Source organism: Anderseniella sp. Alg231-50 (genome assembly GCF_900149695.1).
Lineage (GTDB): Bacteria > Pseudomonadota > Alphaproteobacteria > Rhizobiales > Aestuariivirgaceae > Anderseniella.
On record NZ_LT703003.1, the window covers coordinates 693,184 to 719,576 of the forward strand.

23 protein-coding genes are annotated in these 26,393 nt (G+C 57.6%); 13 read left to right on the forward strand and 10 right to left on the reverse strand.

Annotated features, from left to right (window positions below; translation table 11 throughout):
* The first annotated feature begins 38 nt into the window (after window positions 1–38).
* From DHN55_RS03365 to DHN55_RS03380, 4 genes are all read left to right on the forward strand, one after another.
* Window positions 39–1,232 carry a LysR substrate-binding domain-containing protein gene (locus DHN55_RS03365; protein WP_108879968.1) on the forward strand — a complete coding sequence of 398 codons (1,194 nt, stop codon included), beginning with the start codon at window positions 39–41 and terminating at the stop codon, window positions 1,230–1,232.
* Window positions 1,233–1,366: 134 nt separating this feature from the next.
* Window positions 1,367–3,328, forward strand: coding sequence for an ASKHA domain-containing protein (locus tag DHN55_RS03370; protein WP_337659874.1), 1,962 nt, complete (start codon window positions 1,367–1,369; stop codon window positions 3,326–3,328).
* Window positions 3,325–3,624, forward strand: coding sequence for a CDGSH iron-sulfur domain-containing protein (locus tag DHN55_RS03375; RefSeq protein ID WP_108879970.1), 300 nt, complete (start codon window positions 3,325–3,327; stop codon window positions 3,622–3,624). The genes DHN55_RS03370 and DHN55_RS03375 overlap by 4 nt, the downstream gene beginning before the upstream one ends.
* Window positions 3,625–3,626: 2 nt before the next feature.
* Window positions 3,627–3,962, forward strand: coding sequence for a hypothetical protein (locus DHN55_RS03380; RefSeq protein WP_108879971.1), 336 nt, complete (start codon window positions 3,627–3,629; stop codon window positions 3,960–3,962).
* A gap of 15 nt (window positions 3,963–3,977) precedes the next feature.
* On the opposite strand, the gene DHN55_RS03385 is transcribed toward DHN55_RS03380, so the two are convergent.
* Together DHN55_RS03385 and DHN55_RS03390 are read right to left on the reverse strand one after the other, a co-directional pair.
* Window positions 3,978–5,231, reverse strand: a complete 1,254-nt coding sequence (locus DHN55_RS03385; protein WP_108879972.1) for an MFS transporter — start codon at window positions 5,229–5,231, stop codon at window positions 3,978–3,980.
* Window positions 5,228–5,968, reverse strand: coding sequence for an MBL fold metallo-hydrolase (locus DHN55_RS03390; protein WP_108879973.1), 741 nt, complete (start codon window positions 5,966–5,968; stop codon window positions 5,228–5,230). Before DHN55_RS03390 ends, DHN55_RS03385 begins: the two co-directional genes overlap by 4 nt.
* Before the next feature lie 225 nt (window positions 5,969–6,193).
* On the opposite strand from DHN55_RS03390, the gene DHN55_RS03395 reads away from it, so the two are divergent.
* Window positions 6,194–7,030, forward strand: a complete 837-nt coding sequence (locus DHN55_RS03395) for an enoyl-CoA hydratase/isomerase family protein (protein WP_337659875.1) — start codon at window positions 6,194–6,196, stop codon at window positions 7,028–7,030.
* Between the two features lie 30 nt (window positions 7,031–7,060).
* Here the strand turns inward: DHN55_RS03395 and DHN55_RS03400 are convergent, their stop codons facing one another.
* Complete coding sequence (locus DHN55_RS03400; RefSeq protein WP_108879975.1) at window positions 7,061–7,954, reverse strand: LysR substrate-binding domain-containing protein; 894 nt, start codon at window positions 7,952–7,954, stop codon at window positions 7,061–7,063.
* Window positions 7,955–8,209: 255 nt separating this feature from the next.
* Between DHN55_RS03400 and DHN55_RS03405 the strand changes: the two genes are divergently transcribed.
* The 8 genes from DHN55_RS03405 to DHN55_RS03440 all read left to right on the forward strand — a co-directional run bounded on the left by DHN55_RS03405 (window position 8,210) and on the right by DHN55_RS03440 (window position 17,518).
* A complete protein-coding gene (locus tag DHN55_RS03405; protein ID WP_337659876.1) occupies window positions 8,210–9,190 on the forward strand; it encodes a C4-dicarboxylate TRAP transporter substrate-binding protein in 981 nt (326 codons plus the stop codon).
* A 121-nt stretch (window positions 9,191–9,311) separates the two neighbouring features.
* Window positions 9,312–9,845 carry a TRAP transporter small permease subunit gene (locus DHN55_RS03410; RefSeq protein WP_337659877.1) on the forward strand — a complete coding sequence of 178 codons (534 nt, stop codon included), beginning with the start codon at window positions 9,312–9,314 and terminating at the stop codon, window positions 9,843–9,845.
* Between the two features lie 43 nt (window positions 9,846–9,888).
* A complete protein-coding gene (locus tag DHN55_RS03415; RefSeq protein WP_337659878.1) occupies window positions 9,889–11,202 on the forward strand; it encodes a TRAP transporter large permease in 1,314 nt (437 codons plus the stop codon).
* A gap of 12 nt (window positions 11,203–11,214) precedes the next feature.
* Complete coding sequence (locus tag DHN55_RS03420; RefSeq protein ID WP_108879979.1) at window positions 11,215–12,912, forward strand: AMP-binding protein; 1,698 nt, start codon at window positions 11,215–11,217, stop codon at window positions 12,910–12,912.
* Complete coding sequence (locus DHN55_RS03425) at window positions 12,909–14,120, forward strand: thiolase C-terminal domain-containing protein (RefSeq protein WP_108879980.1); 1,212 nt, start codon at window positions 12,909–12,911, stop codon at window positions 14,118–14,120. Before DHN55_RS03420 ends, DHN55_RS03425 begins: the two co-directional genes overlap by 4 nt.
* Before the next feature lie 4 nt (window positions 14,121–14,124).
* Complete coding sequence (locus DHN55_RS03430; RefSeq protein WP_108879981.1) at window positions 14,125–14,649, forward strand: zinc ribbon domain-containing protein; 525 nt, start codon at window positions 14,125–14,127, stop codon at window positions 14,647–14,649.
* 17 nt (window positions 14,650–14,666) lie between these two features.
* Window positions 14,667–15,848, forward strand: coding sequence for an acyl-CoA dehydrogenase family protein (locus tag DHN55_RS03435; RefSeq protein ID WP_108881681.1), 1,182 nt, complete (start codon window positions 14,667–14,669; stop codon window positions 15,846–15,848).
* Window positions 15,845–17,518 carry an AMP-binding protein gene (locus DHN55_RS03440; RefSeq protein ID WP_108879982.1) on the forward strand — a complete coding sequence of 558 codons (1,674 nt, stop codon included), beginning with the start codon at window positions 15,845–15,847 and terminating at the stop codon, window positions 17,516–17,518. The genes DHN55_RS03435 and DHN55_RS03440 overlap by 4 nt, the downstream gene beginning before the upstream one ends.
* Before the next feature lie 5 nt (window positions 17,519–17,523).
* Here DHN55_RS03440 and DHN55_RS03445 read toward each other — a convergent pair whose 3' ends face one another.
* From DHN55_RS03445 to DHN55_RS03475, 7 genes are all read right to left on the reverse strand, one after another.
* On the reverse strand, window positions 17,524–19,212 hold the full coding sequence (locus tag DHN55_RS03445; RefSeq protein ID WP_337659879.1) for a DUF4166 domain-containing protein: 1,689 nt from the start codon (window positions 19,210–19,212) through the stop codon (window positions 17,524–17,526).
* An 8-nt stretch (window positions 19,213–19,220) separates the two neighbouring features.
* The gene (locus DHN55_RS03450) at window positions 19,221–19,649 is read right to left on the reverse strand and encodes a DCC1-like thiol-disulfide oxidoreductase family protein (RefSeq protein WP_108879984.1); all 429 of its coding nucleotides are present in this window, start codon (window positions 19,647–19,649) and stop codon (window positions 19,221–19,223) included.
* Window positions 19,650–19,727: 78 nt separating this feature from the next.
* Complete coding sequence (locus tag DHN55_RS03455) at window positions 19,728–20,864, reverse strand: DUF2333 family protein (RefSeq protein ID WP_108879985.1); 1,137 nt, start codon at window positions 20,862–20,864, stop codon at window positions 19,728–19,730.
* Window positions 20,857–22,158, reverse strand: coding sequence for a DUF6638 family protein (locus tag DHN55_RS03460; RefSeq protein ID WP_108879986.1), 1,302 nt, complete (start codon window positions 22,156–22,158; stop codon window positions 20,857–20,859). The genes DHN55_RS03455 and DHN55_RS03460 overlap by 8 nt, the downstream gene beginning before the upstream one ends.
* Window positions 22,146–24,059: an AAA family ATPase gene (locus tag DHN55_RS03465; protein ID WP_108879987.1), complete on the reverse strand. Its 1,914-nt coding sequence runs from the start codon at window positions 24,057–24,059 to the stop codon at window positions 22,146–22,148. Before DHN55_RS03465 ends, DHN55_RS03460 begins: the two co-directional genes overlap by 13 nt.
* 11 nt (window positions 24,060–24,070) lie before the next feature.
* Complete coding sequence (locus tag DHN55_RS03470; RefSeq protein WP_108879988.1) at window positions 24,071–25,216, reverse strand: hypothetical protein; 1,146 nt, start codon at window positions 25,214–25,216, stop codon at window positions 24,071–24,073.
* Window positions 25,217–25,248: 32 nt separating this feature from the next.
* A complete protein-coding gene (locus DHN55_RS03475; RefSeq protein ID WP_108879989.1) occupies window positions 25,249–26,334 on the reverse strand; it encodes a hypothetical protein in 1,086 nt (361 codons plus the stop codon).
* Window positions 26,335–26,393 lie beyond the last annotated feature (59 nt).

Consider the following 26,393-nt stretch of genomic DNA (forward strand, 5'->3'; position numbering starts at 1 on the left):
ATTGCCTGTATCAGAAATAGTGGAGAAGTCGGGTTTTCATGCCGACATTGAAACAACTGCTGGATGCCGAATGCCCCAATTGCCCGGCTGGATTGGTGCGGCAAAGCGAGCTTTCTCAGGAAGTTGAAGAGCTCTATTTCGCACCGGGTGTCGAGTGGACACTGCATCATGACCTGTACAGGCCCTGGCCCGGTCACAACGACCGTGTGTTTCGCTGGTTCGTGCTGGAAAATGGCACGGCAGTAGGGATTACGGGCACTATTGATGAACCTGACGGTGTGGCGCGGGTCCCTTTCCAGAAGGTCTACCATCTGGACTGGAACCGCCTGAGGAACTGCCGGATTGTGTATGAAGCAGGCAGTTTCACCAAAGCTGCCCAGATCATGAATATCACGCAATCTGCCGTCAGCAGGCAGATTGGAACCCTGGAACAAGAGCTCGGCTACGATATTTTTTTCCGAAACCGGCAAGGACTTCTGCCAACGGAGTATGGCGAGTATTTTCTGGATTCCATCCAGAAGATGTGGGACTCGCTGGAGCTGGGCCTGGCCCGCCTGAATGAGATGCACGAAACGCCGGTCGGCCCCCTTTCGCTGACGACGACCGAGGCATTCGGCTCAGCCTGGCTGTCATCGCGGTTGGGCAAGTTTCACGAAATGCATCCGTCCATCGAAGTCTCATTGTTACTGGTGGACAATGCAGTCCTGGACCTGTGCAAGCGAGAGGCAGATTGTGCAATCCGGTTCAGCAAGCCGGAACAGCCCAATCTTGTGTTCAAGTTCATTGAAGAATTTTCCTATCACATCTACGGATGCCAGGAGTATCTGAAAAAGAATGGAATACCGCGTTCGGTAGAAGACCTGAACGCGCACCAGTTGATCGTTTATGGCGACGGCATGGGCCACCAGCCAATAAGAGAGCTGAACTGGCTGTCCCAGTTCAATCGCCCTTCAGAACCCAATCACGTACCGGATATCTCGATCAACAACATATACGGGATTTACAGGGCGGCCGAAAACGGACTGGGGCTGGCGGCGTTGCCGTTTTACCTGAGTGAACGGTCCAGCAAACTGGTCAGGGTCCTGCCGGATGTGATCGGGCCGAAGATCCCGATCTATTTTGTCTATCCGCAGGAACTGGGGCTGTCGCAGCGCATTTCGCTGCTGCGTGATTTCATCGTCGACGAAATCCGGGCCAACTGGGGTGATCTGAGAAAACGCAATATGACCTGACGGGCACGGTCAGGGGGGGCATGTGCTCGCGGCATACTTGTGGCCTGAAGCGGGTCATATAGTTGATCGATGTGGATTCCACGCATTGATGACAGTCAGTTTACATAATGAATTCAAAGGCAAAACTAGTATTCATGCCATCCGGCAAGCGGGGGGAGTTTCCGATCGGAACGAGCCTGCTGGATGCCAGCCGGGCACTCGGGGTTGACCTCGACACCGTCTGCGGCGGACGTGCGGTGTGCGGACGCTGCCAGATTGAACCTTCATTTGGTGAATTTGCAAAACTGCAAATCGTGTCCGACCCGTCGCACCTGTCCGAATTCGGGCCCACGGAGGAGCGTTACAAGAAGATCAAGGGACTGGGCGACCAGCGCCGGCTCGGCTGCCAGACCCAGCTTCTGGGTGACCTTGTCGTCGATGTTCCCGAAGAGAGCCAGATTCACCGGCAAATGGTTCGCAAGAGCGCCGATGAAATCCGTGATCTCGTGGTCGATCCGATTGTCACGCTTCACTATGTCGAACTGCAGAAACCCAGCATGGAAGACCAGAGGTCAGATCTTGAAAGGATCAACGCCGACCTGTCCCGGGAATGGGGGCTGTCGGATCTGAAATGGGACATCTCTTGTCTGTGCGAGCTTTCTGCGGCACTGCGTGCCGGAGAGGTCTACGGCGGTGAGTTCAAGGCAACGGTAGCGGTTCGCGCGGGCCATGAGGTGATTGCGGTGTGGCCCGGGTTCAAGGAACGCGTCTTCGGGATTGCCGTTGATGTGGGCACGACGACGGTTGCCGGTCACCTGTGTGCGCTCGACAATGGCGATGTCATGGCCAGTGCCGGTGTCATGAACCCGCAAATCCGCTTTGGCGAAGACCTGATGAGCCGGATTTCCTATCTGCAGCAAAACGAAAATGAAGCACCGAACCTGACCGCCGCGATCCAGACCGCATTGGCGGACCTGGTGATTGAGGTGTGCAAGGAAGCAGACATTTCGACTCAGGATGTCGTTGAAATGACCATTGTGGGCAATCCCACCATGCATCACCTGGTCATGGGCATTGATCCGACACAATTGGGAATGGAACCGTTTCCGCTGGTCGTCGATGAGGGTACCAGCGTGCATGCCCGGGACCTGAACATTCCGATCAGCCGCGCCGGCCATGTCTGGTTCCTGCCTTGCATTGCCGGTCATGTCGGCGCCGATACCGCCGGTGTGATCCTGAGCCAGGCCCCGCACCTGAGCGATGAGATGACCCTGGTTATCGATGTCGGCACCAATGCCGAGATTGTGCTGGGCCACAAGGACCGGCTGATTGCGTGTTCCTCGCCCACCGGACCGGCCTTTGAAGGCGCGCAGATCACCTGCGGCCAGCGCGCGGCACCCGGCGCCATCGAGCGGGTGCGGATTGACCGGGAAACACTCAAGCCCAGATTCAAGATCATCGGGGTTGAACAATGGTCGGACGAGGAAGGCTTCGACGAAGCTGCCGAAAACATCGGCGTGGCCGGGATTTGCGGCTCCGGCATCATCGAGGCGGTGGCGGAGCTGTTTCTGTCAGGCATCGTCGACGCCTCGGGCCGTATGCAGGCCCGGAAACTGGATGTCGCAGACCATCCCAACTTCGTTGCCAAAGGACGGAACTTTGAGTACGTGCTGCACCGCGACGGTGATCGTGTCATCTATGTATCCCCGTCCGATATCCGGGCCATACAACTGGCCAAGTCTGCGTGCTATTCGGGCGTGCGGCTGCTGATGGACCGGATGGGCACAGACCATGTCGACCGCATCTACCTGGCCGGGGCTTTCGGCAGCTATATCGACGTCGGCTATGCCATGGCGATCGGCCTTATTCCCGATTGCGATCTCGAAAAAGTTTCCTCCGCCGGCAACGCCGCCGGCACGGGTGCGCGCATTGCCCTGCTGTCGGCAAGTTCACGGGCCGAGATAGACCGGGTGTGCCGGATGGTCGACAAGGTGGAAACCGCCATAGAACCTGAATTCCAGGATTATTTCGTTGCGGCGATGAGCCTGCCGCATTCAACCGAGCCTTTCGAAAAACTGAACAACTGGCTGGTACAGGAAGGGCTGGCAGGCCGATGAGCGACGGCCCCACACCACCGGCACAGAAAACGGATGGTCCGTTCACGGCACGCGGTCCCTATATTGTGCAGGTCGAAGCCGGAGCAACCTATCTGTGGTGCAGTTGCGGCCTGTCGAAAACCCAGCCCTGGTGCGACCAGTCGCACGCCGGGACAAATTTCGAGCCGATAGAATTTGTTGCACCGATCTCCGGCGAGTTTCATATTTGTGGATGCAGGCAATCTCCGAACAAGCCGTTTTGCTTCGGGACCTGCCGCGGTCATACACCGGAAAACTCAAAGTGGGACCTGTTCTGATCATGGCTACCGATGCTTTCAAGGTTCAGGTACGCAGCAACATGGTGTTGAGCATAACCGGTGTTGCACATGATGAGGTTACCCCCGGGCTGGACATCAACAGCCCGCTGGCAGTGTCCACCCAGCTGGCGGACAACAACAGGAAGAACGGGAACATTGACGACGACTACTTTCTCGGCACGTTCATCGATGCGCGTGATTTCGCCTGCCTGTGCATAGGCTTTCAAAAGGCGCTTTGTGAAAAAACGATCGAGTCGGTCCAGAACGCCGGCAGCGATGGAACCCAGACCTGGACCAATACCTTCGTGCCGAAAGCAGGTTCTGCGGGTGGTGAATAACTTGAAATCAATAGCTTACGGCAAGCTGTCTTTCGGAGAAGACGTTTTCTGTGGCGACTTGCTCACCTGTGTCGGTACAATGTGCCACGACGCAATGGCATTCTTCACCTGGCTTGACCGGCGCCTGGCAGGGCCGAGCGCCATCCTGAATGCCGAAACCAACAGCACCGAGAAGAAGATTGCCGCCTGAAAATACATGAAGGCGTCCGGGCCCGAGCTTTGCATCAGCGTGCCGACCAGCAACGGGCCGAGAGACGATCCAAACCCGTAGATCACGAACAGGCGGCTGGAGGCCGACAACATCTGCCGGCTTTCCATCTGATCATTGATGTGCGCCAACGCGACGGACCGGGTTGGAATGGCCAATGTCCCGAAAGCGGCAAACATCATGATGGTGATCAGGAGGCTGCCCTGCTGTGTGGCAGCCAGAAATGCGGCCAGTGCTGCAAACAGGCTTACCGTCAGCAAGACCAGCCTGCGGTCCACCTTGTCTGCCAGCATTCCCAGTGGATACTGCACAATCGTCACACCAAGGGTCGGCAGCGCGATCATCACCGATATCCACCAGACCGGTATGCCCTTGATGACGCCATAGGCTGAGCCGAGGCCAAAGAGCGCGCTTTGGGCCAGACCGTTCACGAAAATCGCATAAGTGGCGAGTGGTGACGCCCGGAAAACCACTGCCAGCGACACCGGCGGCGTCCGCGTCACGGCAGGAACCTCTATTCTGAGCAGGGTGATCGGCACCAGCGCCAAAGACAAAATGACCGAGGCCAGCAAAAAGCGCACATAGCCGCTGCTGTCATCAACGTTGAGCAGGAACTGACCTGCGCCCATCATGGAGTAAGTCACGACAAGGTATAGCGCCATCACCCGGCCGCGGGTGCGGTTTGACGTAGACGCGTTCAGCCACGCCTCGCAAATGATGTACAGCCCGGTTGTCGAAATGCCCGTCAACACCCGCAGAATGAACCACCAGGTCGGCTCGACAAAAATTGCCAGAAGAAGCGCTGATGAAGAGGCAAGTGAAGCCAGACCGGCGAACACCCGGATGTAACCGACCTCCTCGATCATGCGCGGCACCAGCCAGGCGCCCAGCAGTATGCCGACGGGATAACCGGTTGCGATATAGCCTATTGCAACGCCGCCGAACTCCGCCTGCGAGGCGAGAAGGCCGACCAGCGATCCCTGCAGCCCTGTTGCCAGCGCAAGCAGGGCGATACAGAACAGCAGGATCGCAATGCTGAATGTCTGGGTGCGGCTGCTCAAAGCGTGATGACCATGCCGTCAAACGCGGTTGCCTCGGGGATATCGCGAGCCGCGGCAAGCATGTCCGGCCCCATGTGGGTCAGCACGATGCGCTTGGCGTTCAGTGCTTCCCGGTTGGCCGCTATGTCGGGGTAGTTCAGATGATACTTCACGGGCTTGCCGAAGGCATAGCACTCCATGATCAGCAGGTCAGCGCCCTGAGCCAGCGCAGGCATGTGCGGGTTCCATTCGCCGTCTCCAGTGTAGGAAATGATTTTCCCGCCGATGCCCAGCCGCACTGACGTGGGCAGCGTTTCAGGTGTATGAATGGCGGGCATGACCTCGATGGCAAGCTGGTCATGATGGTGTGTCGACGTGTTCGACAACTCCACGAACTCCAGGGCAAACCGCGGTTTCATCATGTGCGAGCCCGGAAACAGCGCGGCTGTCGCCTGTTCAACCCATCGCTCAATGCCTGGTGGCCCGATGATTGTCAGAGCAGACTGCCGCCTGGCGCCCAGCATTGCATCCAGCAGCATGAACGGAATGCCGCCCGCGTGATCGCCATGCAGATGGGTAACGACAATGGCCTCGATTGTGTTGTGGTCAATGCCCAGCCGGTTCAGCGCGACGAGGCTGGAGGCACCAAAATCAACGGCAAAGCGCATCTCCGGCGCATCCACGACAATGCACGTGTTCAGCCGGCCACCGGACCCGAAAGCATCTCCCGAACCCGCGAATGTCACGGTTACACTCATCACCACATGACCTTAGTTGCCCTGCACCGCCGACGCCCGACAGGCGCTGGCAGTGTACTCTTGGAGTTATAGTGGCCATCAAGTCGCTGCGAGCGCAATACTCGATGCTTGCATACACCACCGAGAGGGCTACAGGTTTGGGAAAGGTAGAACCGTAAGGTCATTACCGCAGATTGATTCACAGCTGTTTACAGTCAGGGTTGGCCCGTGGAAGAATTCGCCTTCATGGGAACATTGACATTTGAAACAGTAAAAACCGAGGTCCGCGACCGTGTTGCAAAAATTACACTGGATCGGCCGGAGCGGCTAAATGCCATCAGCCGGCAAACCATGTCCGACATTCGCGCAACGCTGGATTGCCTGGAGGCGGATTCCGATATCGCGGTGATCGTGATCCATGGGGCAGGACGGGCGTTCAGCGCCGGAATGGACCTGAAGGACGATGCCGCCGGTGACACATCCGGCCCTGATGGCTGGAGGCGCGTACTGTCTGAAAACCTCGAGTTCGTAACCTTGTTCTGGGACTTCCCAAAGCCGACGATTTCCGCCGTCCATGGCTATTGCATGGCAGCCGGGTGCGACATGGCGATGGCCTGCGATATCACAATCGCCGAGGCAGGCACGTTTTTCGGTAAGCCGGAACTTAAATTCGGCAGTGTCATTACGGCCATGGTCATGCCGTTTCTGACCGGTCCCAAAATCGCCAAGGAACTGTTGTTGAGCGCCGACGACCGGATTTCCGCTGAACGGGCTTATGAAATTGGCCTGGTCAACCATGTTGTTCCACAAGGCGAAGGCCTTGACCGCGCCATGCAGATGGCGGCTCGGATTGCCGCACTCGACGATGATGCAGTTCGCATCACGAAACTGGCCATCAACAAGTCTCTCGATGCCATGGGCCTGCGGGAGGCGCTTGCAGCCAATCTCGATCTGTCAGTGGAAATCGAAACGCTGGAGACACCATCTCGCCGGATGTTCAAGGAGATCTCGCAACGCGATGGACTGAAGGCAGCTTTGGCATGGCGCGAGACACGCTTCGATGAAGGCGGAGATAAGAATTAAAGCGTGCTCCAGCCTGGCCGGTCTTCTGCATCACGCAAACCGAAATGTACTGGCCTGCCTGGCATACTGGGCAATGGTCTCGGTGATCGGAGACACATGGCGACTCGTCTGCACTGCCCAAAATTCCAGCGGTTTGATGTCAGGCTTGGTCTTCAACTCAAAAAGATCACCGCGCTCAATCTCGTCGGAAAAAATGATCGGTGGCAACATGCTGATGCCAAGACCTGCCATGGTCAGTTCGGCGACGACGCCGAGGCTGTTGCAGACATCAACGCGGCGCGGTGCCGAACTGTTGCTGCTGAACCAGGTCTCGATAATTTCATGCAGGTTTGAATCTTCCGACAGTGTAATCACCGGCACGCGGTTAAAGTCGTTTGCAGACAACTGGCCGTCCGCATTGACCAGCTTCAGCTTGGGGCTGGCCATCCAGGTGTAAAGTATGCTGCCAAGATAGGTGATCGACAGGTCGGATCCAAATGCCGGTCCGGGCAATATGGCCAGATCCAGTTCGCCATCACGCAACTTGCGCCACACGATCTGGGTGAGATTGATATCGAGGTCGATCAGTATTGCCGGAAACTCTTCGTTCAGACGCACCACAAGATCGGACAACCAGGTCAGCGCAACGCTTTCAGTGACGCCGAGTTTCAGTCGCCCACTTAACTGACTGCGGTCACTCATCCGGCCTTCGGCCTCCTGGACGAGATCAACTATCCGGTGCGCATAATCGGCAAATTCCCGGCCTTCCGGCGTTATGTGCAGGGCTCGCGCGCGGCGGTCGAACAGCGCTATGCCCAGCCGTTTCTCCAATTCGGCAATACGCATGGAAATTGCTGGCTGGGTGGTATTGAGGCGCCGCGCCGCGGCACTGAAACTACCGAGGCGGCATATCCAGACCAACGCTTCCATATGCTTGAGATTCATTTGGATCCTCCACAGCTTCGTGCACGAGCCGGCAACTCATCAGAAACCCTTATGGATAACTATAAAGAATAGCAATTTGATTTGATACTCGCGCTTTGCGAGGATGATGAAAATATTAGGTTTTGCGAGTGACTGGCACCATCGCCGCGCACTCAAATTGTGGTGTCCTGACCCAGAATTCGGGACACGAAACCTGTCTGGGAGGACAAAATGAGAGTGTTTTCAAAATTATGTTTGGGTCTTGCGGTCGGCGCCATGTTGGTTAGTGCCGGTATCCAGACCAGTGACGCCAAAGTACTGTTGCGCGCCAACAGCCAGTGGAACGAAACTCATGCCGGCTCACAGGTCGACAAATGGTGGGCGGATGAAGTCAAAAAGCGGACAAATGGCGAAGTAGAAATCAAACTCTTCTTCGGCGGGGCACTTGGCAAGGCGCAGGAAAACCTGCCGCTGCTGCAACAAGGTGCAATCGACATCGCCATGATGTCACCCGGCTATTTCCCGGCCCAGTTGCCGTTCCATGCCGCGCCGAACTCCATTCCGATGGCCATGGCCAAGGTGGAACAGGCCACGGAACTGATGGAACGGCTGATGGTCGAGGTCAAAGCCTTTGATGACGAAGCCAAGGAAAATGGCGTGAAGACCTTGTTCTTTCACCACCTGAATGCCTATCAACTGGTCTGCAAGGAACACATCAAGGGCGTTGCCGACATGAAGGGCAAGAAAATGCGCACCTGGGGCAAGGCGCTGCCGCAGGCCGTCGAAGCCGTTGGCGCGACACCGGTTACAATGTTTCTGCCTGAACTTTACGAAGGCATGTCGCGCGGCACCGTGGACTGCATCCCGTTCTCAGTCGACCTGATGATGAATTACAAGATGTACGAAGTGGCCAAGCACATTCACGAGATCACGATCTGGGAAGGTCCGACCAACGCCACCTGGATTTCCCTGAAGTCATGGGACAAGTTGACGCCGGAGCAGCAAAAAATTCTGCAGGAAGTTTCTCTTGAGGCCATGCGCAAGGACCGCGACGTGACAATTGAAGCCGGCAAGAAGGCAATTGGTGAACTGAAAGCCAAAGGTGTCCAGTTCCACGAATTCCCGGAAGCCGAACAGGCCAAATGGCGCGAACTGAACCCTGACTTCTTTGGTGATTTCATCAAGGAAATGGCTGCCAAGGGCCGCGGCGAGGATGCAGCCAAGACGATCAAAATCTGGAAAGAAGTAGTAAAATAGTGTCGGTTAGGTCCGTCGATCACGACAGTCGGCCTTAGCAAACGATACCCCGGTGCTGGACCTCGTCCCGGCACCGGGAGTTACTTCCCATACTTATCCAAACAGAATGATCGGATCGTCTATGAGCAAGGCCAGACCAGTGTGGGCGGCATGGGTCGGAAAGGTAGGGCTGCTACTGGCGTTTCTGTCCGGCATTGCCATGTTGCTCATGATGATAGCCGGGTCGCTGGACATTATCGGAACCAACATGTTTGGCTGGCCGGTGCCGGCGGCCTTTGAGTTCATGGCGACGATGATGGTGGTGGTCGTGTTTTTCGCGTTATCGCTGGCCCAGGCGCGAAAGGCCCATCTCAGGGTGGAAGTTGTCTACAATCTCATGCCGGCCGCCGTGCAGTATATTATCGACATCTTGCAGTACGTGGTCACCACTGCCTTTTTTGGCCTGATCGCCTATTTCGGATGGAAGGCTGCAGCGCTTGGCTTTTCGCAAGGGGAATACGCATCCGGCATCGTCAATTTTCCGATCTGGCCGGCCCGGTTTGCCCTGGCGTTTGGAGCCAGCATGATGACCTTGCAATGCCTGATCGATCTCATCGGCCACATACTCGGTTGGCAAGTTGACGACAGCGCCGACAGCACCATGGGCAAACTCTGATGTTCAGATTCATGACGCCTTGCATACCGTCAGGGAGGCCGACATGGACCCGATAGCCGTCGGTTACATAAGCGTCATTGCATTGTTTGTCTGTCTGGCGCTCGGTATTCCGGTCGCGGTGGCGATGGGTGGGGTCGGTATTGTCGGCATGTATCTGGCCGTTGGCGATTTGTTTGTCACCGGCCAACTGCGCTCACTGCCATTTGCAACAGTGAATGAATACGGCCTCGCCGTCCTGCCCATGTTCGTGTTGATGGGTGTGCTGGCCGAAGCCTCAGGCATCACCACGGAGCTTTTCAAGACCGCAGACATGTGGTTGCGCAGGTTCAGGGGCGGTCTCTATCAAGCTGTGATTATCGGCTCGGCAACATTTGCAGCCATCTCGGGTTCAACAACGGTCAATGCGGTTGTTTTTACCCGGATCGCCTTTCCGCAAATGATCAAGTTTGGCTATTCACGCAGCCTGTCCATCGGTGCCATCGCCGGCGCCGGCAGCTTTGCCGCAATGATTCCGCCATCAATTACAATGGTCATCTACGCAATCATGACCGAGCAGTCGGTTGGGCAATTGCTCATTGCCGGCGTCATTCCCGGCCTGCTGACCGCCGTAGTCTATCTTGCCGGCATCTATGTCCTGGTACGTCTGAAACCTTCTCTGGCACCTGAGATCACCAGTGTTGTCAGCCTGCAGGAGCGATGGAGCGCATTGGGCAGGATCTGGCCAATCGTGGTTTTGATCATGCTGGTCTTCGGCGGTATTTATTCAGGTATCTTCCCGCCGTCTGCCGCCGGTGCGGCAGGTGCGGCAGGTGCGTTTGTCTTTGCGCTGTTCAGAATGAAGAGTTTGCGCGGCTGGCTCGTACCGGCGCTGCAGGATGCCGCCTTCATCAGCTGTATCATCTTCCTGATCCTGATCGGTGGCCTGCTGCTGTCCCGCATGCTGGTTGTCACCGGGGTTATTGACGAACTGGTTATCCTGATCACCAGTGTTGCCGACACGCCGCTGAAGTTCATGATTATGGCCTCCATCTTGTACCTCGTGCTGGGTTGCTTCCTCGACACCACCTCGATGATGGTGGTCACTCTGCCGTTTCTGTTCCCGGTCGTGCTTGCCCTTGATATCGATCCGATCTGGTTTGGTATCGTGCTGGTCAAACTCATCGAAATATCGGTCATCACACCGCCGGTGGGGATAAATCTGTTCGCGGTGATGGGGGCAGTGGGCAATCAGGCCACGTTTGGCGATGTCTACAAAGGAGTATTTCCGTTCATTTTGTTTGACCTGATCGTGCTGGTGTTCCTGATCCTGTTTCCGGAGCTCGCGACATGGTTGCCGCAGACAATGATCGACGGTTAGGAGACCCGTTCAATGAACCCGAATTTTATTGATGCCGAACTCTACAAGCCGGTGATGGACAAGACCAATCTGACCAAGGCCGACGGCAGCGATCATATCAAAATCGCGATACCCGAAAATGCCAATATCGCGCAGGATACAATCGGCAGATATGCCATCGGTCCAAAAGCGCAATCCACCGCGCTGATCTATGAAGACGATGCGGGAGGCCTTGCCTCTTACACATTCGGTGAACTGGATACACTGGCCTGCAGGTTTGCTGTTTCACTTGCCGGCATGGGAGTTGCGCGCGGTGAACCCGTCGCAGTGCAAACCGGCCAGGCACCGGAGACCGCCATCGCCCATATGGCAATCTATAAACTCGGCGCGGTTGTGCTGACCCTTTCGCATCTTTACGGCCATGACACCGTGGATCATATCCTAAACGACAGCCGTGCCCGCATCCTGGTCACCGACCGGCCAACCTGGGATAGATTGGGTGCATCCGGAGAACGCTTTGAATCGCTTGAACACATCATCATGCGAGGACCGGATGTCCAGGATGGTGAGATCGCATTCGACGCCTGCCTCGACACCGATGCGTCCGGTTTTACGCCTGTGGAAACCCATGCGGATGAGCCGGCATTGCTGATGTACACCTCCGGCTCCACAGGCATGCCCAAGGGCATGCTGCACGCCCACCGGATCCTGCATGCCTATTTGCCGACAGTCACGATGTTCTACAACCTGGAACTTGATCGCGATGACACCGTCTTCTGGAGCCCGGCGGACTGGGCCTGGGTCGGCGGCCTGCTTGATCTCGTATTGCCGGCCTGGCAGCTTGGCCAGACCGTTGTTGCGACCCAGCAGCGTTTTGACAGCGAATGGGCATTTGAATTCATGTCACGCCACAAGGTGACCCACTCCTTCATGACGCCGACGGCCCTTAAGCGCCTTGCGGAGGTGCCGAACCCAAGATCGCGCTGGGACCTGGATGTGCGGGTTATCTGCACAGGTGGTGAAAGTCTGCCCGGCGACGTTGTGCGCTGGGCCGAGGAGGAATTCGGCATTGTTTGCAACGAGTTTTACGGGCTGACCGAGTTCAACCATCTGGTCGGCAATTGCGAAGCGCTTTATCCGATCATTCCAGGCTCGATGGGCCGGGCGTATCCGGGTCGGCGGGTGGCAATCATCGATGATGAAGGTATTGAGCAGAACAACGATGTCGTCGGCGAGATTGCCTCGTGGAAACCCGACGATCCAAGCCTTTTTCTCGGTTATTGGGGGCAACCGGGTGTGCCGGAGAGAATGCAACTCGGCAACTGGCTCAGAACCGGCGACCTCGCCAAACGCGATGAGCAAGGCTACTTCTGGTATCAGGGCCGCAATGATGACCTCATCAAGAGTGCCGGCTACAGGATCGGGCCGGCCGAAGTCGAGGACTCGCTGGTCAGGCATGAACTGGTTGCCGAGGCCGCAGTGATCGGCAAACCGGATGCCGAGCGCAGCGCAATCGTCAAGGCGTTCGTCCGGCTGATGCCTGGCGCGTCTGCCAGCGATGACCTTGCCCGGCAATTGAAAAACCACGTCAAGACCAACCTGGCTGCCTATAAGTATCCGCGCGAAATAGAGTTTGTTGACAGTTTTCCATTGACCAGCAGCGGCAAGATTCGCCGCGGCGAACTGCGCCGGCTTGAAATCAAAAAAGTATCGGAAGGATCTGCCGCATGAGCGCAGGCGAAGACATTGTCGTGCTTGGCGGCGGGTTGACCAAGTTTGCCCGCGAGCGCAGTGATGGTACGCCGATCGACTGGATGATCGAGGCTGCCCTGGACGGTATCCGGGACGCCGGCGTCGATCCAGCTGAGATCGAGCACTCGCTTGTTGCCTATGAAAGCGAAATCCTCGCGCGGCAATTATCGATGGGCCAGGTCATCCAGGACGCGCTGGCGTTCTGCCCCAGGCCAAGCATCCGCGTCGAAGCCGGCGGCGGCACCGGTGGTGCAGCCATCAGAACCGCCTATGCCTATGTCAAATCGGGATTGTGTGACTCCATTCTGGTTGTCGGCTGCGACGCTGTCGGGCGCGGCGTTACATCGGCCACGGTGCGTGAAGTCTATGCTTTGTCCGGTGACGTTGATTTCGAAATGGCTGCGGGCGGCTTCTTCATGGCCTATTACGCCTTGATGATGCAGGAGCATATCCGGCTTTACGGCACCACCGAGGAACAGATGGCCCACGTATCGGTCAAAAACCATCGCAATGCCCAGAGCAATCCGATGGCCTGCATGCCAATGGCCATTACCGTAGACGATGTGCTCACCTCACCGCCCGTTGTTGCCCCCTACAAGCGTCTTGACTGCGCAGTCCTGGCCGACGGCGCGTCGAGCCTGGTCATCGCCACGGAAAGCTGGGCCAGGCAGCATGCAGCCAGCTGGCGCGATCGGCCCAGGGTTTATCTCACCGGTGTTGGCTGCGGCACTGACCGGGTGCGTCTCGGCGACCGCCCCAAACCCTATCCGGGCCTGGCTCATTTCCGCGCCAAAAGGGAAGCTGCCCAAATGGCCTACCGGATGGCCGGCATCAAAAACCCGAGACAGGATCTGGATGTCGCTGAGGTTGCCGATACCTATACCGGTGCAGAACTGCAGGCTTATGAAGATCTCGGGTTTTGCGACTATGGTCAAAGCGGCCCGCTGACCGAGCGCGGGGTCTTTGACCTTGGCGGCGAGCTGCCAACCAACACGTCCGGCGGGCTGATCGGCCAGGGCGCGCCACCCGGCGCCATGGGGCTGGCCCAGGCTGTTGAAATTCTTAAACAGCTACGTGGCGAATGCCCGAAAGAACGTCAGGTTGAGGGCGCCCGGCGCGGCCTGACTGATATTCACGGCGGGACCGCAAGCTTTTCAATCGTATCAATCTTGGAACGCAGGGACTAGGAGCATGGCAGACCTGGTGAAACGCAAACTTGATGTAATCGAAAATGCCGATCCATCCGGCCGATCGGGCAGCGACGATCCCTGGCATGCATTTCGTAACGTCGAGCGGCTGGACATGGAACTGCACTTTCAGTTCAAGCACTCACTCGGCAAGGTGTCACCGTTCTTTCTGGCGTTGGAAGAAAAGCGGCTTTTGGCGACCCGTTGCCCTGAATGCGGCAAGGTCTGGATGCCGCCCCGGGTTCATTGCGGCGATGACCTTGCGATAACCGAATGGGTGGAAGTGGCCGACAATGGCGTGCTGGAGGCCGCTTCGCTCAGTGCCTACACGCTGACCACTGGCGGCGGCAAGGACACTTTGATTTTGGGCTATGTAACGCTGGAGGGCACCGACACGGCAATGCTGCAACAAATCCGCAATTGCCCAGACCACGAAAAGCTGGTGCCCGGTGCAGCCATGACCGTCAAATGGGCGACAGAGCCGGTCGATCACCCGATGCAGTTGTTCTGGTTTGAATTGGCGGATTAGGGCACATGGTCCAGGGCCTGAATTTCGAGTTGAGCAACGAACAGGAGATGATCGTCCGCACGATCCGCGCCTTCGTTGAAAGAGAGCTCTATCCACATGAGGATGAGGTCGAGCGGTTGCGGTCGGTGCCACAAGGAATCGCTGACGACATCAAGCGAAAGGCTATCGACCTGGGCCTGTTCGCGCCGAACTTTCCTGTTGATCTGGGCGGCGGCGGCCTCGATGCAGTGACCATGGTGCTTGTTGACCGCGAACTTGGCCGGGCCAACCTGGCACTGCAATACTGCGTCGCCCGGCCCAGCAACATCCTGAGAGCGGCAACGGGCAGCCAGATTGAAGAGTATCTGCTGCCGACCGTGCGTGGTGAACGGCTTGACTGTGTCGCCATGACCGAACCAGAGGCCGGTTCAGACCTGCGGTCCATGCGCACCAGGGCAGTGCGGGACGGGGATGACTTTGTCATCAACGGCACCAAGCATTTTATCAGCAAAGCCGACATTGCCGATTTCATCGTCCTGTTCGCGGCAACCGATATGGTCGATACGCCACGCGGCGCGCGAAACCGGGTGTCGGGTTTCTTCATCGACAAGGACACGCCCGGCATCAATGTCCGAGATGGCTATCACTGCCTGTCTCATCACGGCTACAACAATTGCATCATTGAACTGGACAACTGCCGGGTGCCGGCGAGAAACCTGTTGGGCGCGGAGCATTGCGGGTTTGAACTGGCCAACACATGGCTTGGGGCGACCCGTCTGCAGGTTGCAGCCATGTGCCTTGGTCGCGGCCACAGGGCGCTTGAATTGTCGAGTGCCTGGGCGAGGTCACGTGTCCAGTTCGGCAAACCGATCGCAGCAAACCAGGGGGTCAGCTTCAAACTGGCCGACATGGCAACACAACTGGCTGCCGGCGAACTGCTGACCTTGCAGTCCGCTTTCAAGGTCGACAATGGCACGGCTACCCCGGCAGACCCGGCCATGGCCAAGCTGTTTGTCACCGAGATGCTGGCGAAACTGGCAGATGATGCCGTCCAGATACACGGCGGCATGGGGGTCATGGAGGAGTTGCCAATAGCCCGCATCTGGCGTGATGCCCGGGTTGAACGCATCTGGGACGGCACCAGCGAAATCCAGCGCCACATCATAGCGCGTGATCTGTTGAAAGCTCACGATGGCCCCACACCGGAAGCACACGCATGACATGGTCAATCAAACCGGATCAGCTGGACAATACAGCGTTTCATCCATCTCCGGACGGGCGGGGCTTCACGCTCGACATCCCGGCAAACGCCAACATCGCTGCGGACACGGTTACTCGCCATGCGACAGGTGCCAAGGCCAACAAAACCGCCGTCATTTTTGAAACTGTCGACGGCACTCTTCAACGATACAGCTTTGCCGACCTTGAAAACCTGGCAACACGTGTTGCTGCTTCACTGCAGCGCCTGGGTATCGGACGAGGCGACCGGATTGCGATCCACAGCGCACAGTGTCCTGAAATTATTGTTGCTCATCTGGCCACCTACAAACTGGGTGCAATTGCGACCACTATCTCGCAGTTGACCGGCCCGGATGCCATGACACACATTCTCAGCGATAGCGGGGCGCGGGTGCTCTTTACCCGTGATGTGATCTGGGAACCATTCAGACCCGAGCGTGACGGATACCAACAGCTGGATCAGGTGATCACGATCGGCAAGTTCGCCGATGGCGAATTGCCTTTCATGGATTGCGCTACGGCAGATCCGGGTGACTTCAAGTCGGTCACGACTGGGCCGGAAGATCCGGCATTACTGATTTACACCTCGGGGTCGACTGGCATGCCAAAGGGCATCCTGCATGGTCATCGTATCCTGCACGCGCTCAATGCGTCGCTGGAGCTTTTCTACAACCTGGAACTTCGCGAGGACAATCTGGTGTTCTGGACTGGTGCCGACTGGGCCTGGGTCGGTGGCCTCAATGACGTGGTATTTCCGTCACTGGCATTTGGGCACACCCTGATCGTTTGTGACCACCGTTTTGATGCCGACTGGTCGCTGGAGTTCATGGCCCGGCACAGGGTTACCCATATTCTGCTGACCCCCACTGCACTCAAGCGCATTGCTCTTGTCAAAAATGCCCGCGAGCGCTACGGGCTTTCACTGCGTACCATTTTCACCGGCGGTGAGTCCCTGCCTGGCGAAACCCACAGCGCGCTGGCAAGGGAACTGGGCGCGGTCTGCAACGAAGGCTATGGCATGACCGAAGTCAATCAAATGATCGGCAATTGCCAGAAACTGCGTCCCATCAGACCGGGATCGATGGGCTGGGAATTCCCCGGCCGATGCGTTGCCTTGCTGGATGAAAACGGACAAGAGGTGGGGCCAGATGAAGTCGGCGAGATCACCGTTTCCGCGACGGACCCGACATTGTTCCTTGAATACTGGCAGCAACCTGAACTCACGGAGGCGATCCGCCTGAACAACGGCTGGATCAGAACCCACGATCTCGCCGTGAGAGACGAAGACGGGTATTTCTGGTATCGCGGGCGAACGGACGACCTGATCAAGAGTGCGGGCTACCGCATTGGTCCTGCCGAGGTTGAAGACTGCCTGGCCCGCCATCCGGCCATTGCCGAGGCAGCGGTGATTGGCAGCCCGGATGCCGAACGCGGTGCCATCGTAAAGGCCTTTGTGCGCCTCGCGGCCGGTGTCGAGGGATCAGCGGCACTCACCAAAGAGTTGCAGGCGCATGTCAAAAGCCGGCTTGCCGCTTACAAATACCCGAGAGAAATCGAGTATGTCGAAGACATGGAGACGACCACCAGCGGCAAGCTCAACCGCAAGCTGCTTCGTGAACTTGAAGAAAACCGGAAGGGCAGCAAGGTTTAACAACCTTACGCCGTTGGAGCGGAAGGGCCCGGTACCAGCCATCCCCGGTAGTGGGCGAACAATCCCAACACCGGCAGTGTCAGTTCAACGTCGAAGCAAAACCGGCCCTGCTCATCTTCGTACTCGCGCGTCCGGGACCGGGGAGCCAGAGCCCGGGGCAGCGGCACGGGTCCCAGCTTCCATCCGGTCACCGGCATCACCAGGCTTTCGCGATCGGCTGCAAGGCCAAGCCGGAACGAGAACGGGCCAAAGGTTTCCCAGAAAGTTCCGTCCCCGTGATGCCGCAAAACGGAAGAGAAACGCTGACCGGAAAAATTCCTGACCCAGGTTTCCCGTCCGGGTCCGTCTTCGCCCGGATCACGATCCACGGTGACGGTGACGGGGATTTCGCTACCGCTAGCAGGAAACCCGAACAATCGGGCAAGCAGCCGCGGCACGAACCATTCAGCCGCGCGTACCTCCGCCCGTCCGGACCACACCGGCACACCGCCAGCTCCATGCAGGGTCCGCAAGGCGGCCGGCATCATCTGGAAGGTTTCCCGACCCAGGTGTTCCTCAAAAATACCTTCACCAAGCTGGACCCGTTCGGTTTTGGTTTCGATTGAATAGGACGCCATCTCCGCTTCGATTGCAGACAGGGACAGGACCCGCTCCGCCAGATGCGCGCCCGGTTCAATGCCTCCGCGCAGGAGCGCCTTGACCGCTGCAGCAGCAGGAAGAACCGGCACATAGGGACCGTGACCCTCCTTCGCCAACAAGGAATATTGCACCCGTACAGCCGTGCCTGTTGCATCAAGCCCCTTTACTTCCACACTCATCCCGCCGCGATCCGACGTCGTCAGCCGGGTCAGGTTTCGCACCGCCAGCAGTATCGGAACGAGACGTTCCGGACGCCGGAGCAGGCGCCACCTTGCAAGCCGCGCCACAAGCTGCATGCCGCATTGTTCCAGCAGCGACTCCAGGCCGGCGGCAAACCGGACACGGGAGGTAACTGCATGGCGGGGACCTAAAAGCTGCGCGTCCAAAGTCTCGACCGGTGCAACACGACGCCTGCCAAGGTCCGGCATTGCGACGGTGCGTGCGCCCAGCCAACCGGGGGTCTGCGATAACCGGCCCTCCCGCCAGACAGGAATATCGCGCCCGGCATAACTCATGATGGCCGAGATCACCGCCCGGCCCACCTCGCTCTTGCCACCCGGAGTTATGCAGATGTCGATGCTGTCGATCCGCTGCCAGCCCGCGCTCAGACTGCGGACAGCCGACGCGGACAGTGCCGGTGTCGAGCTTGCCCCGGCAAGACCAACGGCGGCATGGCGCTTTGCGACCTGATCAAGGGCACCGGCATAGTCTTCAAGATAATCGCGTGCATCTGCCAGGTCGATCATGTGAGCGCCTGCCTCCAGCACAGTTCTGGCAACCCCGTAACCGGCGCGCTGAAACGGGCCTGAGCAATCAATGACAATGAACGGCTTCACCGTTTCAAGCCGGGACTGCAGATTGTCCCGGTGATCCAGCTGGATTGCCGAAACCGAGGCATAGGGATGGGCCTGAACAAGCCTGGCTGCCAACTGCTGCGCTTTCAGTTCATTCCTCGACGTGACGATAAGATCGATCCCGCCCATCGGGCACAGATGCCGGGCCAGACGCTCGCCAAAAATCCCGGTTCCCCCGATAAGCAGCACACGCCGATTCATGGAAAAGCCTAGAGTACAAACCGGTGCCTGATACCGGCATCCGGGATCGGGCATTCGGATTTTCGGCCAAACAGGCGGTAGCGGTTGCGGGCGATCCGGTCATAGGCGAAATCGCGCAGCGGCTTCGGCAGGAAACGGCACCAGGAGATCAGCCGGGCCGGACCGTCGAGATGGCGGGCCAGTGCGAGCACGCCGTCCGACCTGGCCAGTGCCTTACCGTTTTCAACAAACAGGAAACTCTGCGGGTCGTCTGGATCAAGACCGTGCTGCACTGCCAGTTGCCGCCCTTCTACCGATTGGATCGAAACGAACCGGATGAGCGGCTCTTTTTCGTGTTTCAGCGTATACTGGACTGCACCGTTGCACAGCACACAGACCCCGTCAAAAAGCCAAACAGGGGCAACTTCACCAAAATTTATTTCCGTTGTTTCTGTCATAACAGAAATATAAGGCGAGAAGGCATGATTTACAAGCGGCCCCGGCCCGCTCCATCCGGACGCAGGTGGCACCGGATATCAGCGGTCAAGGATTGACCTGATCTCGACCATGTTGGCCCGTACCCGCAGGATATAAAATCCGATGGTGGTGAGATGGGTCGGCATGATGAAACCGTCTTCCTTGCCGTTTGAGACGGCCAGCGGATCAAGCTCGATGGCGCTGCGCAACTGTTCGTCCATGCGGTCCCAGACATCATCCAGGCGGCGGGACTTGACCACATCGGCGAAGTCAGCCCGTGTCGCGCGCAGGATGCCGTAATAGGCATAGAGCTGGCCGCTGGAAAACCAGAAAATGTCATCGGCACGAGTGTCGAACCAGCCGGAATTGTATTGTTCGGAGCGATCCTTGATCGAGGCCGAGGTAGAGCCAATATCCTTGGCAATGCGGTCAAGAAACTGAATCAGATTGTCGGCGCGGGCATCATAGGTGGCACTGCAATTGGCGAGGCGCTCATTGTATCGTTGCAATGATTTCTGCGCGTTGCGGTAGTAGGTCGGTGTCCGGGTGGTGGGACCGAACGGCTGCTTGTCGAACACATTGAAGTACCAGGTAAACTGGTCGAACTGAATGTTACCCTTGGCGACCTGCAGATCCTTGTCGATTTCCGATGTGCCACGGGTCCGCCCCAGTGAATCCGCCAGTTCAATCGCGGTGCGGCTGGCAGCCTGGTGAACGCCGCGCTGGAAAGCCGCCTTGTTGTCGAAGAACCAGGTCTGGTCCCAGCTCAAGGCCCAGAAGAGTCCCGCCTTGAACATCGGATGATTGGAAATCCAGTCATTGCGATTGACATTGAAGTCGATCAGATCCTCGGTCACCGTGACAATGTTGGAACGGCCGCAGGTCTTGGTGCTGTTCTGCCCGCCCTCAACGGCGACCTGTTCATCGGCAATACCGGTGAGGTCGGATATTCTGAGATTATCCGCGTAGTCGAGATTGTAGTCGCGAATCCACAAAGCATGCCAGGCAAAGTGCATGTACCCGAACACTATGGGCAAAATGGCGACGAATATAACACCGCGAATGATCCATCCCGATCTCTGAAAGAACCCGTAAAGAGCCCGGAACGGCGCCGTGATCGCGCGTCCAAGCGCGCCGAGCCAGGTCTTGATCATGCCGAACATGCGCGACATCCACTCCAGGATAGGATCAAGCATCGCTTAGCCTCCATTCTTCAAATAGCGCACTCCACAGTTCCTGTTTGTCAGGAAAGTAAACTGCCGTTATCAGCCGTACCGCATATTCGCGGTGGGTGTCACTGAACGTTTCATAATCGCGGTAGAACGCCTGCTTGTTGACGATGAACCTGGTCAGGAAATCATAGGGCACGAATTCGGTCAGGAACCTGTTCACCAGCAGCCAGTCTTCGTGGTCGGGATTTGCCCTGACCGACATCAGTCTCATTTCAGCGTCAAAGCTTTCCGTGTCGGGCTGGTTGCCGTTTAGTACGCTGCGGTGAAGTTCCTGCAGCTGCCGGAACGACTTTGACCTCTTCAGCCGGCTCAGGTTCTTGTGCACCCAGTTGTCGACCTCGACATCGGTGATGACGGAAGGGTCCAGTTTTGCGTTCTGCAGGCTCATTTGCATCCGGCAGAATATTCCGAAGCGGATATCCATGATGCCGGACTTGCCGAACCATTCCAGGTTCAACGGCTCAACCCGGCCAGTCTCAACCAGATAGTCGAGAACCGCTTCGTGGTCGGTCATGGCAATGAACCGGTCCTGCGGGCGACGGGCCTCATTGGCCTGCAGCTGTTTCGGATCACAAATCACCATGACCTTGTCATCGTCATCATGAAACACATAGATGCCATTGAAATGCATGGTCCAGAACGATCTGGCGTCGAACTGTGTGTGTTGCGGCGCAATCTGGTTGAAACGGATGTCGCCACATGCCCGGGCCAGGTCAACAATTTCGCCCAGCAGCTCATCGTCCTGCCAGGCATCGCCGTTCGCCTCAAAAGTTTCAATCAGCCCGGTGAGCCGCTTCGACTTTTCCATCAACCCGTTATGGGTGTGCAGCTTGAACTTGACCCGCTTGATCGACAGGACATCATCAAGGTGGTCAACCCGGTACGAGGCATCTTCGATCTCGCCGTAAACCACGTCTTTCAGGGTCAGGTTCCTGATTGCCTCGCTGTTTTCCACATAGAAGGCCCGCATCAGGTCCGGCGTTGACGAGAAGCTTATATTGACCACCGGCATATCCGCCTGGTCGGGCGAGACGATTATGAAACGGCGATTGATGCCGAGGGGATCGAGGTACTGATCGTTTTTCAGGTCCTGTGCAATCTCCGGCGAAAACCCCATGGCATCAACCGAGAAGGCATTGCGCTTGGTGGACGCCAGACCGAATGCATTGAGAGCCTGATTGTAGCGCTCGACCAGATGGGGCTGGTCGATTTGCACCATGGAGCCATAGATCAGCGCGCTTTCGATCAGCCGTTCCATTGTCCGGCATCCTTGAGATCATCGATTTCGCGCACGGCACGCTCACGCACGCGCTGTTCGCGGACCAGGCGTTCAACCGCACTGTCATCCGATTTGTCGGTATAGCGGAATTCGGAATCTGCATATTTGTGCACTTCCTGAACCACTGTTTCCATGGTGATCGGACTGCGCAGTTCGCTGATCATCCCGAGCTTGGTGTCATAGTCTTTATGCAGGAACACGTCCGGCTTCTCGAACCACTCATCCGGCAGGTCAACGTCCATGGCCCGCATTTTTACGGCATCGGTAATGTTCTTGATGGCACGGCCGGTAAAGCGTGGCTCGGCCTGCTTGATGGCATGCAGGTAGGCACCCACGTCGGCCAGTGTCTTCAGCTTGCCGCCGTTCTTCTTGAATTGCTTGCTGACCTTCAACAAGCCGTCTTCCTGGGGATCATTGTGGTCCTCGTAGGCCGCCGACACGGCTTTCTTGATCTCCTGTGCGGCATACAGGTCATGCTTGCCCAGGCTGATCTTGTGATCCTTGCCGATAAGCAGCGCAAAGATATCGATGTAATCGTCCACGGTCTGTGGCCCGTCGACCAGCCAGCGCGCGCCGGCGCGCTGACGCAGTGCGTCGTCGACATTTTCGGGATAGTTGGAGAACATGCCGATAGAGCAGTTGCCGCGCACCACCGTGCCGGCGCCTGACAGGCTTTCCATCAGCACCGCGGTTATTTCCTGCTGGCCGGACGAGGCGCGGTCATCACTGCGTTTTGCCGCCACCTGGTCGATGTCGTCAACCGTGCCGAAACCGATGACCCTGGGGTCCATGACATTGTCGATGAACTGGCGGCAGTTCTGCCCGGACTTGCCCTGGTAGGAGCTGATCTGGTCAACGCCGAAATTCTCGTAATGAAAGGTGTAGCCGGCCACTTCGCAGTAGGAGTTGATCAGACCGGCAATCATCTGGATCAGCGTGGTCTTGCCGGTGCCGGGATTGCCGTCGCCAATAAAGGTGAACAGGAAGCCGCCAAGTTCGACAAACGGATTGAGCTGGCGATCGAAATCATAAGCCACCAGCATCTTTGCCAGCTTCATGGCCTGGTACTTGGCGATGTGATTGCCGACCACCTCATTGGGCATCTTGAAGGTCATGACCAGCGGCTTGCGCTTGCCGCCACGCGACGCATCAAGCCCGTTCAGCTCAAAATTGTCGCTGTCGAGGCGGATGTGCATGGCCTCGAATGCGGCCAGTTCGGAAAACCGGCGCTGCCGCGACAGCAGCGCATCGGTTGTCAGGCGAGCAAAATCGCGCGCCCTGGCCAGCAGTTGCGCATCGTCGGGCGACCCGGCAATCGACTTGTCCAGGCCGTGCAGGAACGCCTTGTACGCTTCATGCACCGTGTCCAGGTCGAGGCTTGGATCTGCAGCAGAGGTCGTGCTGTTGTCCTGGGCATCCAGCGTCTGGTTCAGATAGTTGGCGACACAGAACAGGGACACGAATGCAGACGCCGCCATCAGCTTGTGAAACTGCGTGGCGCGATCGCCGGACAAGGGCGACGAGCGGTTGTCGGCAGCCAGCGTTTCAAGCTCGGTATGCTGGGCGAAGACATCGCCGACAGCCAGGCCCACCGCCATGGCGCGGCGCAGCCGATAGGCCAGGGAATGCTGGGCCGGCGACAGCATTGTGTCGTCCGGCGAGATGCCGGAAATGGTTTTCAGGATACGCACTTCCGCCGTTTTCCGGCGATCGCCGCCGGATACCGTGGACACAAACCGGCGCCGCGTGCCGGCCAGTTCAGTCGCGGACTTGTTATCCGCATCACTCACAATCACGGCGGTACGGTCCAGCATGGACTGTACCGTGGGAATGTGTTTCACGATGTCCTTTTCCAGCAGAGTAGTCAGTCCGATATCCATGTCTTATCCGTTCAAACGTGCTTCAGAATGTGGTCACCGCTGGCAATATAGCAGCGATGGCCGTTGAAAATTTCATCGGTCAGGTTCTTGGCGTACATCGACTGATAGGCGGTATGCGGGATCATCGCATAGCGTTCCAGCGCACTTACGCCCTGCGCGACGCAGTCCAGATCGTCAGTGTTGACGTGATAGATTTCCCTGGCCGGACTCGAGCCCCAGATGCCCATTTTCGAGCGTACTTCATGCTTTGAATGAAGTTCCTGCATGGTCCATGTGAACAACCAGTTGTCGGACGGCGCACTGACCGTGTCGAGCACCGACTGCACCTTCTTGTTGTGATCCGTCAGACCGCCGGCATAAAACGGCCCCAGTACAAAGCGGCGCAACTGCTTCGGATGCAGGGTCGGGAATGTCTCGTCGATTGCCTTGGCAATTGTCGTCAGGCTGAGACTGTAGGCGGAATGGCCGGCGACAAAGTCCTTGAACTGGCTGCGCAGCGAGAAGTTTGGCAGGCCGTTCATGGCCATTTCGTCAATCCAGCCCTTGGGAAACCCGTGCGGGGTGTTCCGGCGTGGCTTGGGCGCGTCTTCGGACGAATCCTCGATGACCGCAACATAGACCAGCGGCAGGTTTTCGGTACCGTCATAGGCCGACCAGGTCACCACATAATAGGTACGGTCGGAGCGCGGATTGACTGACACCCGCAAGGTGGTGGGCTTGGTGAAGGTGGTGAAGGCGCGCGCCTGATCGAGGGCTTCGTAATACAAGCGCCTGGCCATGACCTTCTGCAGGTCGCCGGGGTGCTGCCTGAACTTCAGCATCAGTTCGAGCATTTCAATCCGGGTCTGCTCCACCGTGGGCAGGTCGAGCAGGTGTTCCTTGACCCGGTCCATGTCAGCTTCAAGTTCCAGCACATTCTTGAACAGCGGGAATCCGCTTTCGCTGCGATCAATGCTGAACTGGTCTGCAAACCTGCATTTCAGTTTCCAGCAGGCAAATGAATGGCGCAGCCGGATGATTGGCTCCTCGATCGCCTGATACAACAGGTTGCTGCGCCTGCGCTCATCTCCCTCGGTCTCGGCAATAGCCTCGAGACCATTGAAGGCACTCTCGAAAGCATCGAAATAGTTCGAGATCTCTGGGGAAAGTCCCGTCATGACCGGTCGTGTTTCCTCACCAGCACCAACGCTTACTGGGACACGTACCGGGACGCCTCATGTTGCTCCAGAACCGTCCCGAAGCGCCGGGCAAAGGCATCGTCAGCCAGCTTCTTACGGCGCTGGATTTCCTGCGACGACAGCATATTCTTCGAATGCAGCTCGAGCAGGTCGGCAATGTGCGACTGGGCGGCCGCGCCGATGCCGGCCATGGTTTCTTCTGCTGCGGTATCCACCTTGGACCCCAGCGTGTTGATCTTGTGGGCGACCTCCTGCTGGGAGGCGGTCTTGAGCGAGTCTTCCAGTGATTTGTACAGTACCACGCGCTGCTCGGTGTCGATGTTCAGCTTGTTGATCAGGGTGGACTGGGCCGCCATCTGGTTGTTCAGGCTGTCGACAAAAGTCTGGAACATGGAGGTGTAGCGTTCCAGGGTCTGCGAACCGGCCAGAAGTTCCTGTTCGCGCGCCTGGGCCTGGTTGTATTCGGTGGCAAGCTTGGAACGTTCACCTTCAAGCTTGGTGCGCGCGGCCTGATCCGTCGAGGCGGCAATCTTGTTTTCCAGGTCCATCAGGGCCGGGTTCAGGCTCTCGATCTGCTTCTGCGTCGCCTGCAGGTCGTCGGTCACGGCCTTGCGGCGGTCGATCACCTTGCGCAGGCTTTCCTCAGACGTGGCATAGCGTTGCTCAAGAACGGACTTCTGTTCTTTCAGAATGCCGACGATGATGTTGGACTTGGCCAGCAGGTCCTGCAGATTACCGGCCAGCGAGGTGGTGCGAACCCGTTCGTTGCGCACCGACTGGGCCTTGGTCTTGGAAAAGAAACCGATCAGTTTTTCACCGACGGTGTATTCCTGCATGTTCTTGAATTCGTCGCCGAACGAATTGGTGATGTCTTCCAACCCGATGATCATGTCGGCGATGTTTGCCTCCATGGTCTTCTGCTGCTGCAACACGTCCTGAATGCGGGCGTTCTCGATATCGAAATCGACATCTCCCAGCGTGTCGGCCTCGGCGATCTGTTCGATCATCTCGTTGCTGGCATCCATCTTGGAGCGCATTTCCTCCATGACGGTCTGTGTCTTCTCGATTTCGGTATCCAGTGTTTTGGTATCAATCATGTTTCACACCCCAGTCTTTTCGTTTGCATGCTTCCAATATAGGCACGACACGGACAGAT

Bases quoted from the DNA above. Each gene is read 5' to 3' on its own strand.
- DHN55_RS03365 (WP_108879968.1), top strand. From the start codon at position 39: ATGCCGACATTGAAACAACTGCTGGATGCCGAATGCCCCAATTGCCCG.
- DHN55_RS03370 (WP_337659874.1), top strand. From the start codon at position 1,367: ATGCCATCCGGCAAGCGGGGGGAGTTTCCGATCGGAACGAGCCTGCTG.
- DHN55_RS03375 (WP_108879970.1), top strand. From the start codon at position 3,325: ATGAGCGACGGCCCCACACCACCGGCACAGAAAACGGATGGTCCGTTC.
- DHN55_RS03380 (WP_108879971.1), top strand. From the start codon at position 3,627: ATGGCTACCGATGCTTTCAAGGTTCAGGTACGCAGCAACATGGTGTTG.
- DHN55_RS03390 (WP_108879973.1), bottom strand. From the start codon at position 5,968: ATGAGTGTAACCGTGACATTCGCGGGTTCGGGAGATGCTTTCGGGTCC.
- DHN55_RS03395 (WP_337659875.1), top strand. From the start codon at position 6,194: ATGGGAACATTGACATTTGAAACAGTAAAAACCGAGGTCCGCGACCGT.
- DHN55_RS03400 (WP_108879975.1), bottom strand. From the start codon at position 7,954: ATGAATCTCAAGCATATGGAAGCGTTGGTCTGGATATGCCGCCTCGGT.
- DHN55_RS03405 (WP_337659876.1), top strand. From the start codon at position 8,210: ATGTTGGTTAGTGCCGGTATCCAGACCAGTGACGCCAAAGTACTGTTG.
- DHN55_RS03410 (WP_337659877.1), top strand. From the start codon at position 9,312: ATGAGCAAGGCCAGACCAGTGTGGGCGGCATGGGTCGGAAAGGTAGGG.
- DHN55_RS03415 (WP_337659878.1), top strand. From the start codon at position 9,889: ATGGACCCGATAGCCGTCGGTTACATAAGCGTCATTGCATTGTTTGTC.
- DHN55_RS03420 (WP_108879979.1), top strand. From the start codon at position 11,215: ATGAACCCGAATTTTATTGATGCCGAACTCTACAAGCCGGTGATGGAC.
- DHN55_RS03425 (WP_108879980.1), top strand. From the start codon at position 12,909: ATGAGCGCAGGCGAAGACATTGTCGTGCTTGGCGGCGGGTTGACCAAG.
- DHN55_RS03430 (WP_108879981.1), top strand. From the start codon at position 14,125: ATGGCAGACCTGGTGAAACGCAAACTTGATGTAATCGAAAATGCCGAT.
- DHN55_RS03440 (WP_108879982.1), top strand. From the start codon at position 15,845: ATGACATGGTCAATCAAACCGGATCAGCTGGACAATACAGCGTTTCAT.
- DHN55_RS03445 (WP_337659879.1), bottom strand. From the start codon at position 19,212: ATGAATCGGCGTGTGCTGCTTATCGGGGGAACCGGGATTTTTGGCGAG.
- DHN55_RS03450 (WP_108879984.1), bottom strand. From the start codon at position 19,649: ATGACAGAAACAACGGAAATAAATTTTGGTGAAGTTGCCCCTGTTTGG.
- DHN55_RS03455 (WP_108879985.1), bottom strand. From the start codon at position 20,864: ATGCTTGATCCTATCCTGGAGTGGATGTCGCGCATGTTCGGCATGATC.
- DHN55_RS03460 (WP_108879986.1), bottom strand. From the start codon at position 22,158: ATGGAACGGCTGATCGAAAGCGCGCTGATCTATGGCTCCATGGTGCAA.
- DHN55_RS03465 (WP_108879987.1), bottom strand. From the start codon at position 24,059: ATGGATATCGGACTGACTACTCTGCTGGAAAAGGACATCGTGAAACAC.
- DHN55_RS03470 (WP_108879988.1), bottom strand. From the start codon at position 25,216: ATGACGGGACTTTCCCCAGAGATCTCGAACTATTTCGATGCTTTCGAG.
- DHN55_RS03475 (WP_108879989.1), bottom strand. From the start codon at position 26,334: ATGATTGATACCAAAACACTGGATACCGAAATCGAGAAGACACAGACC.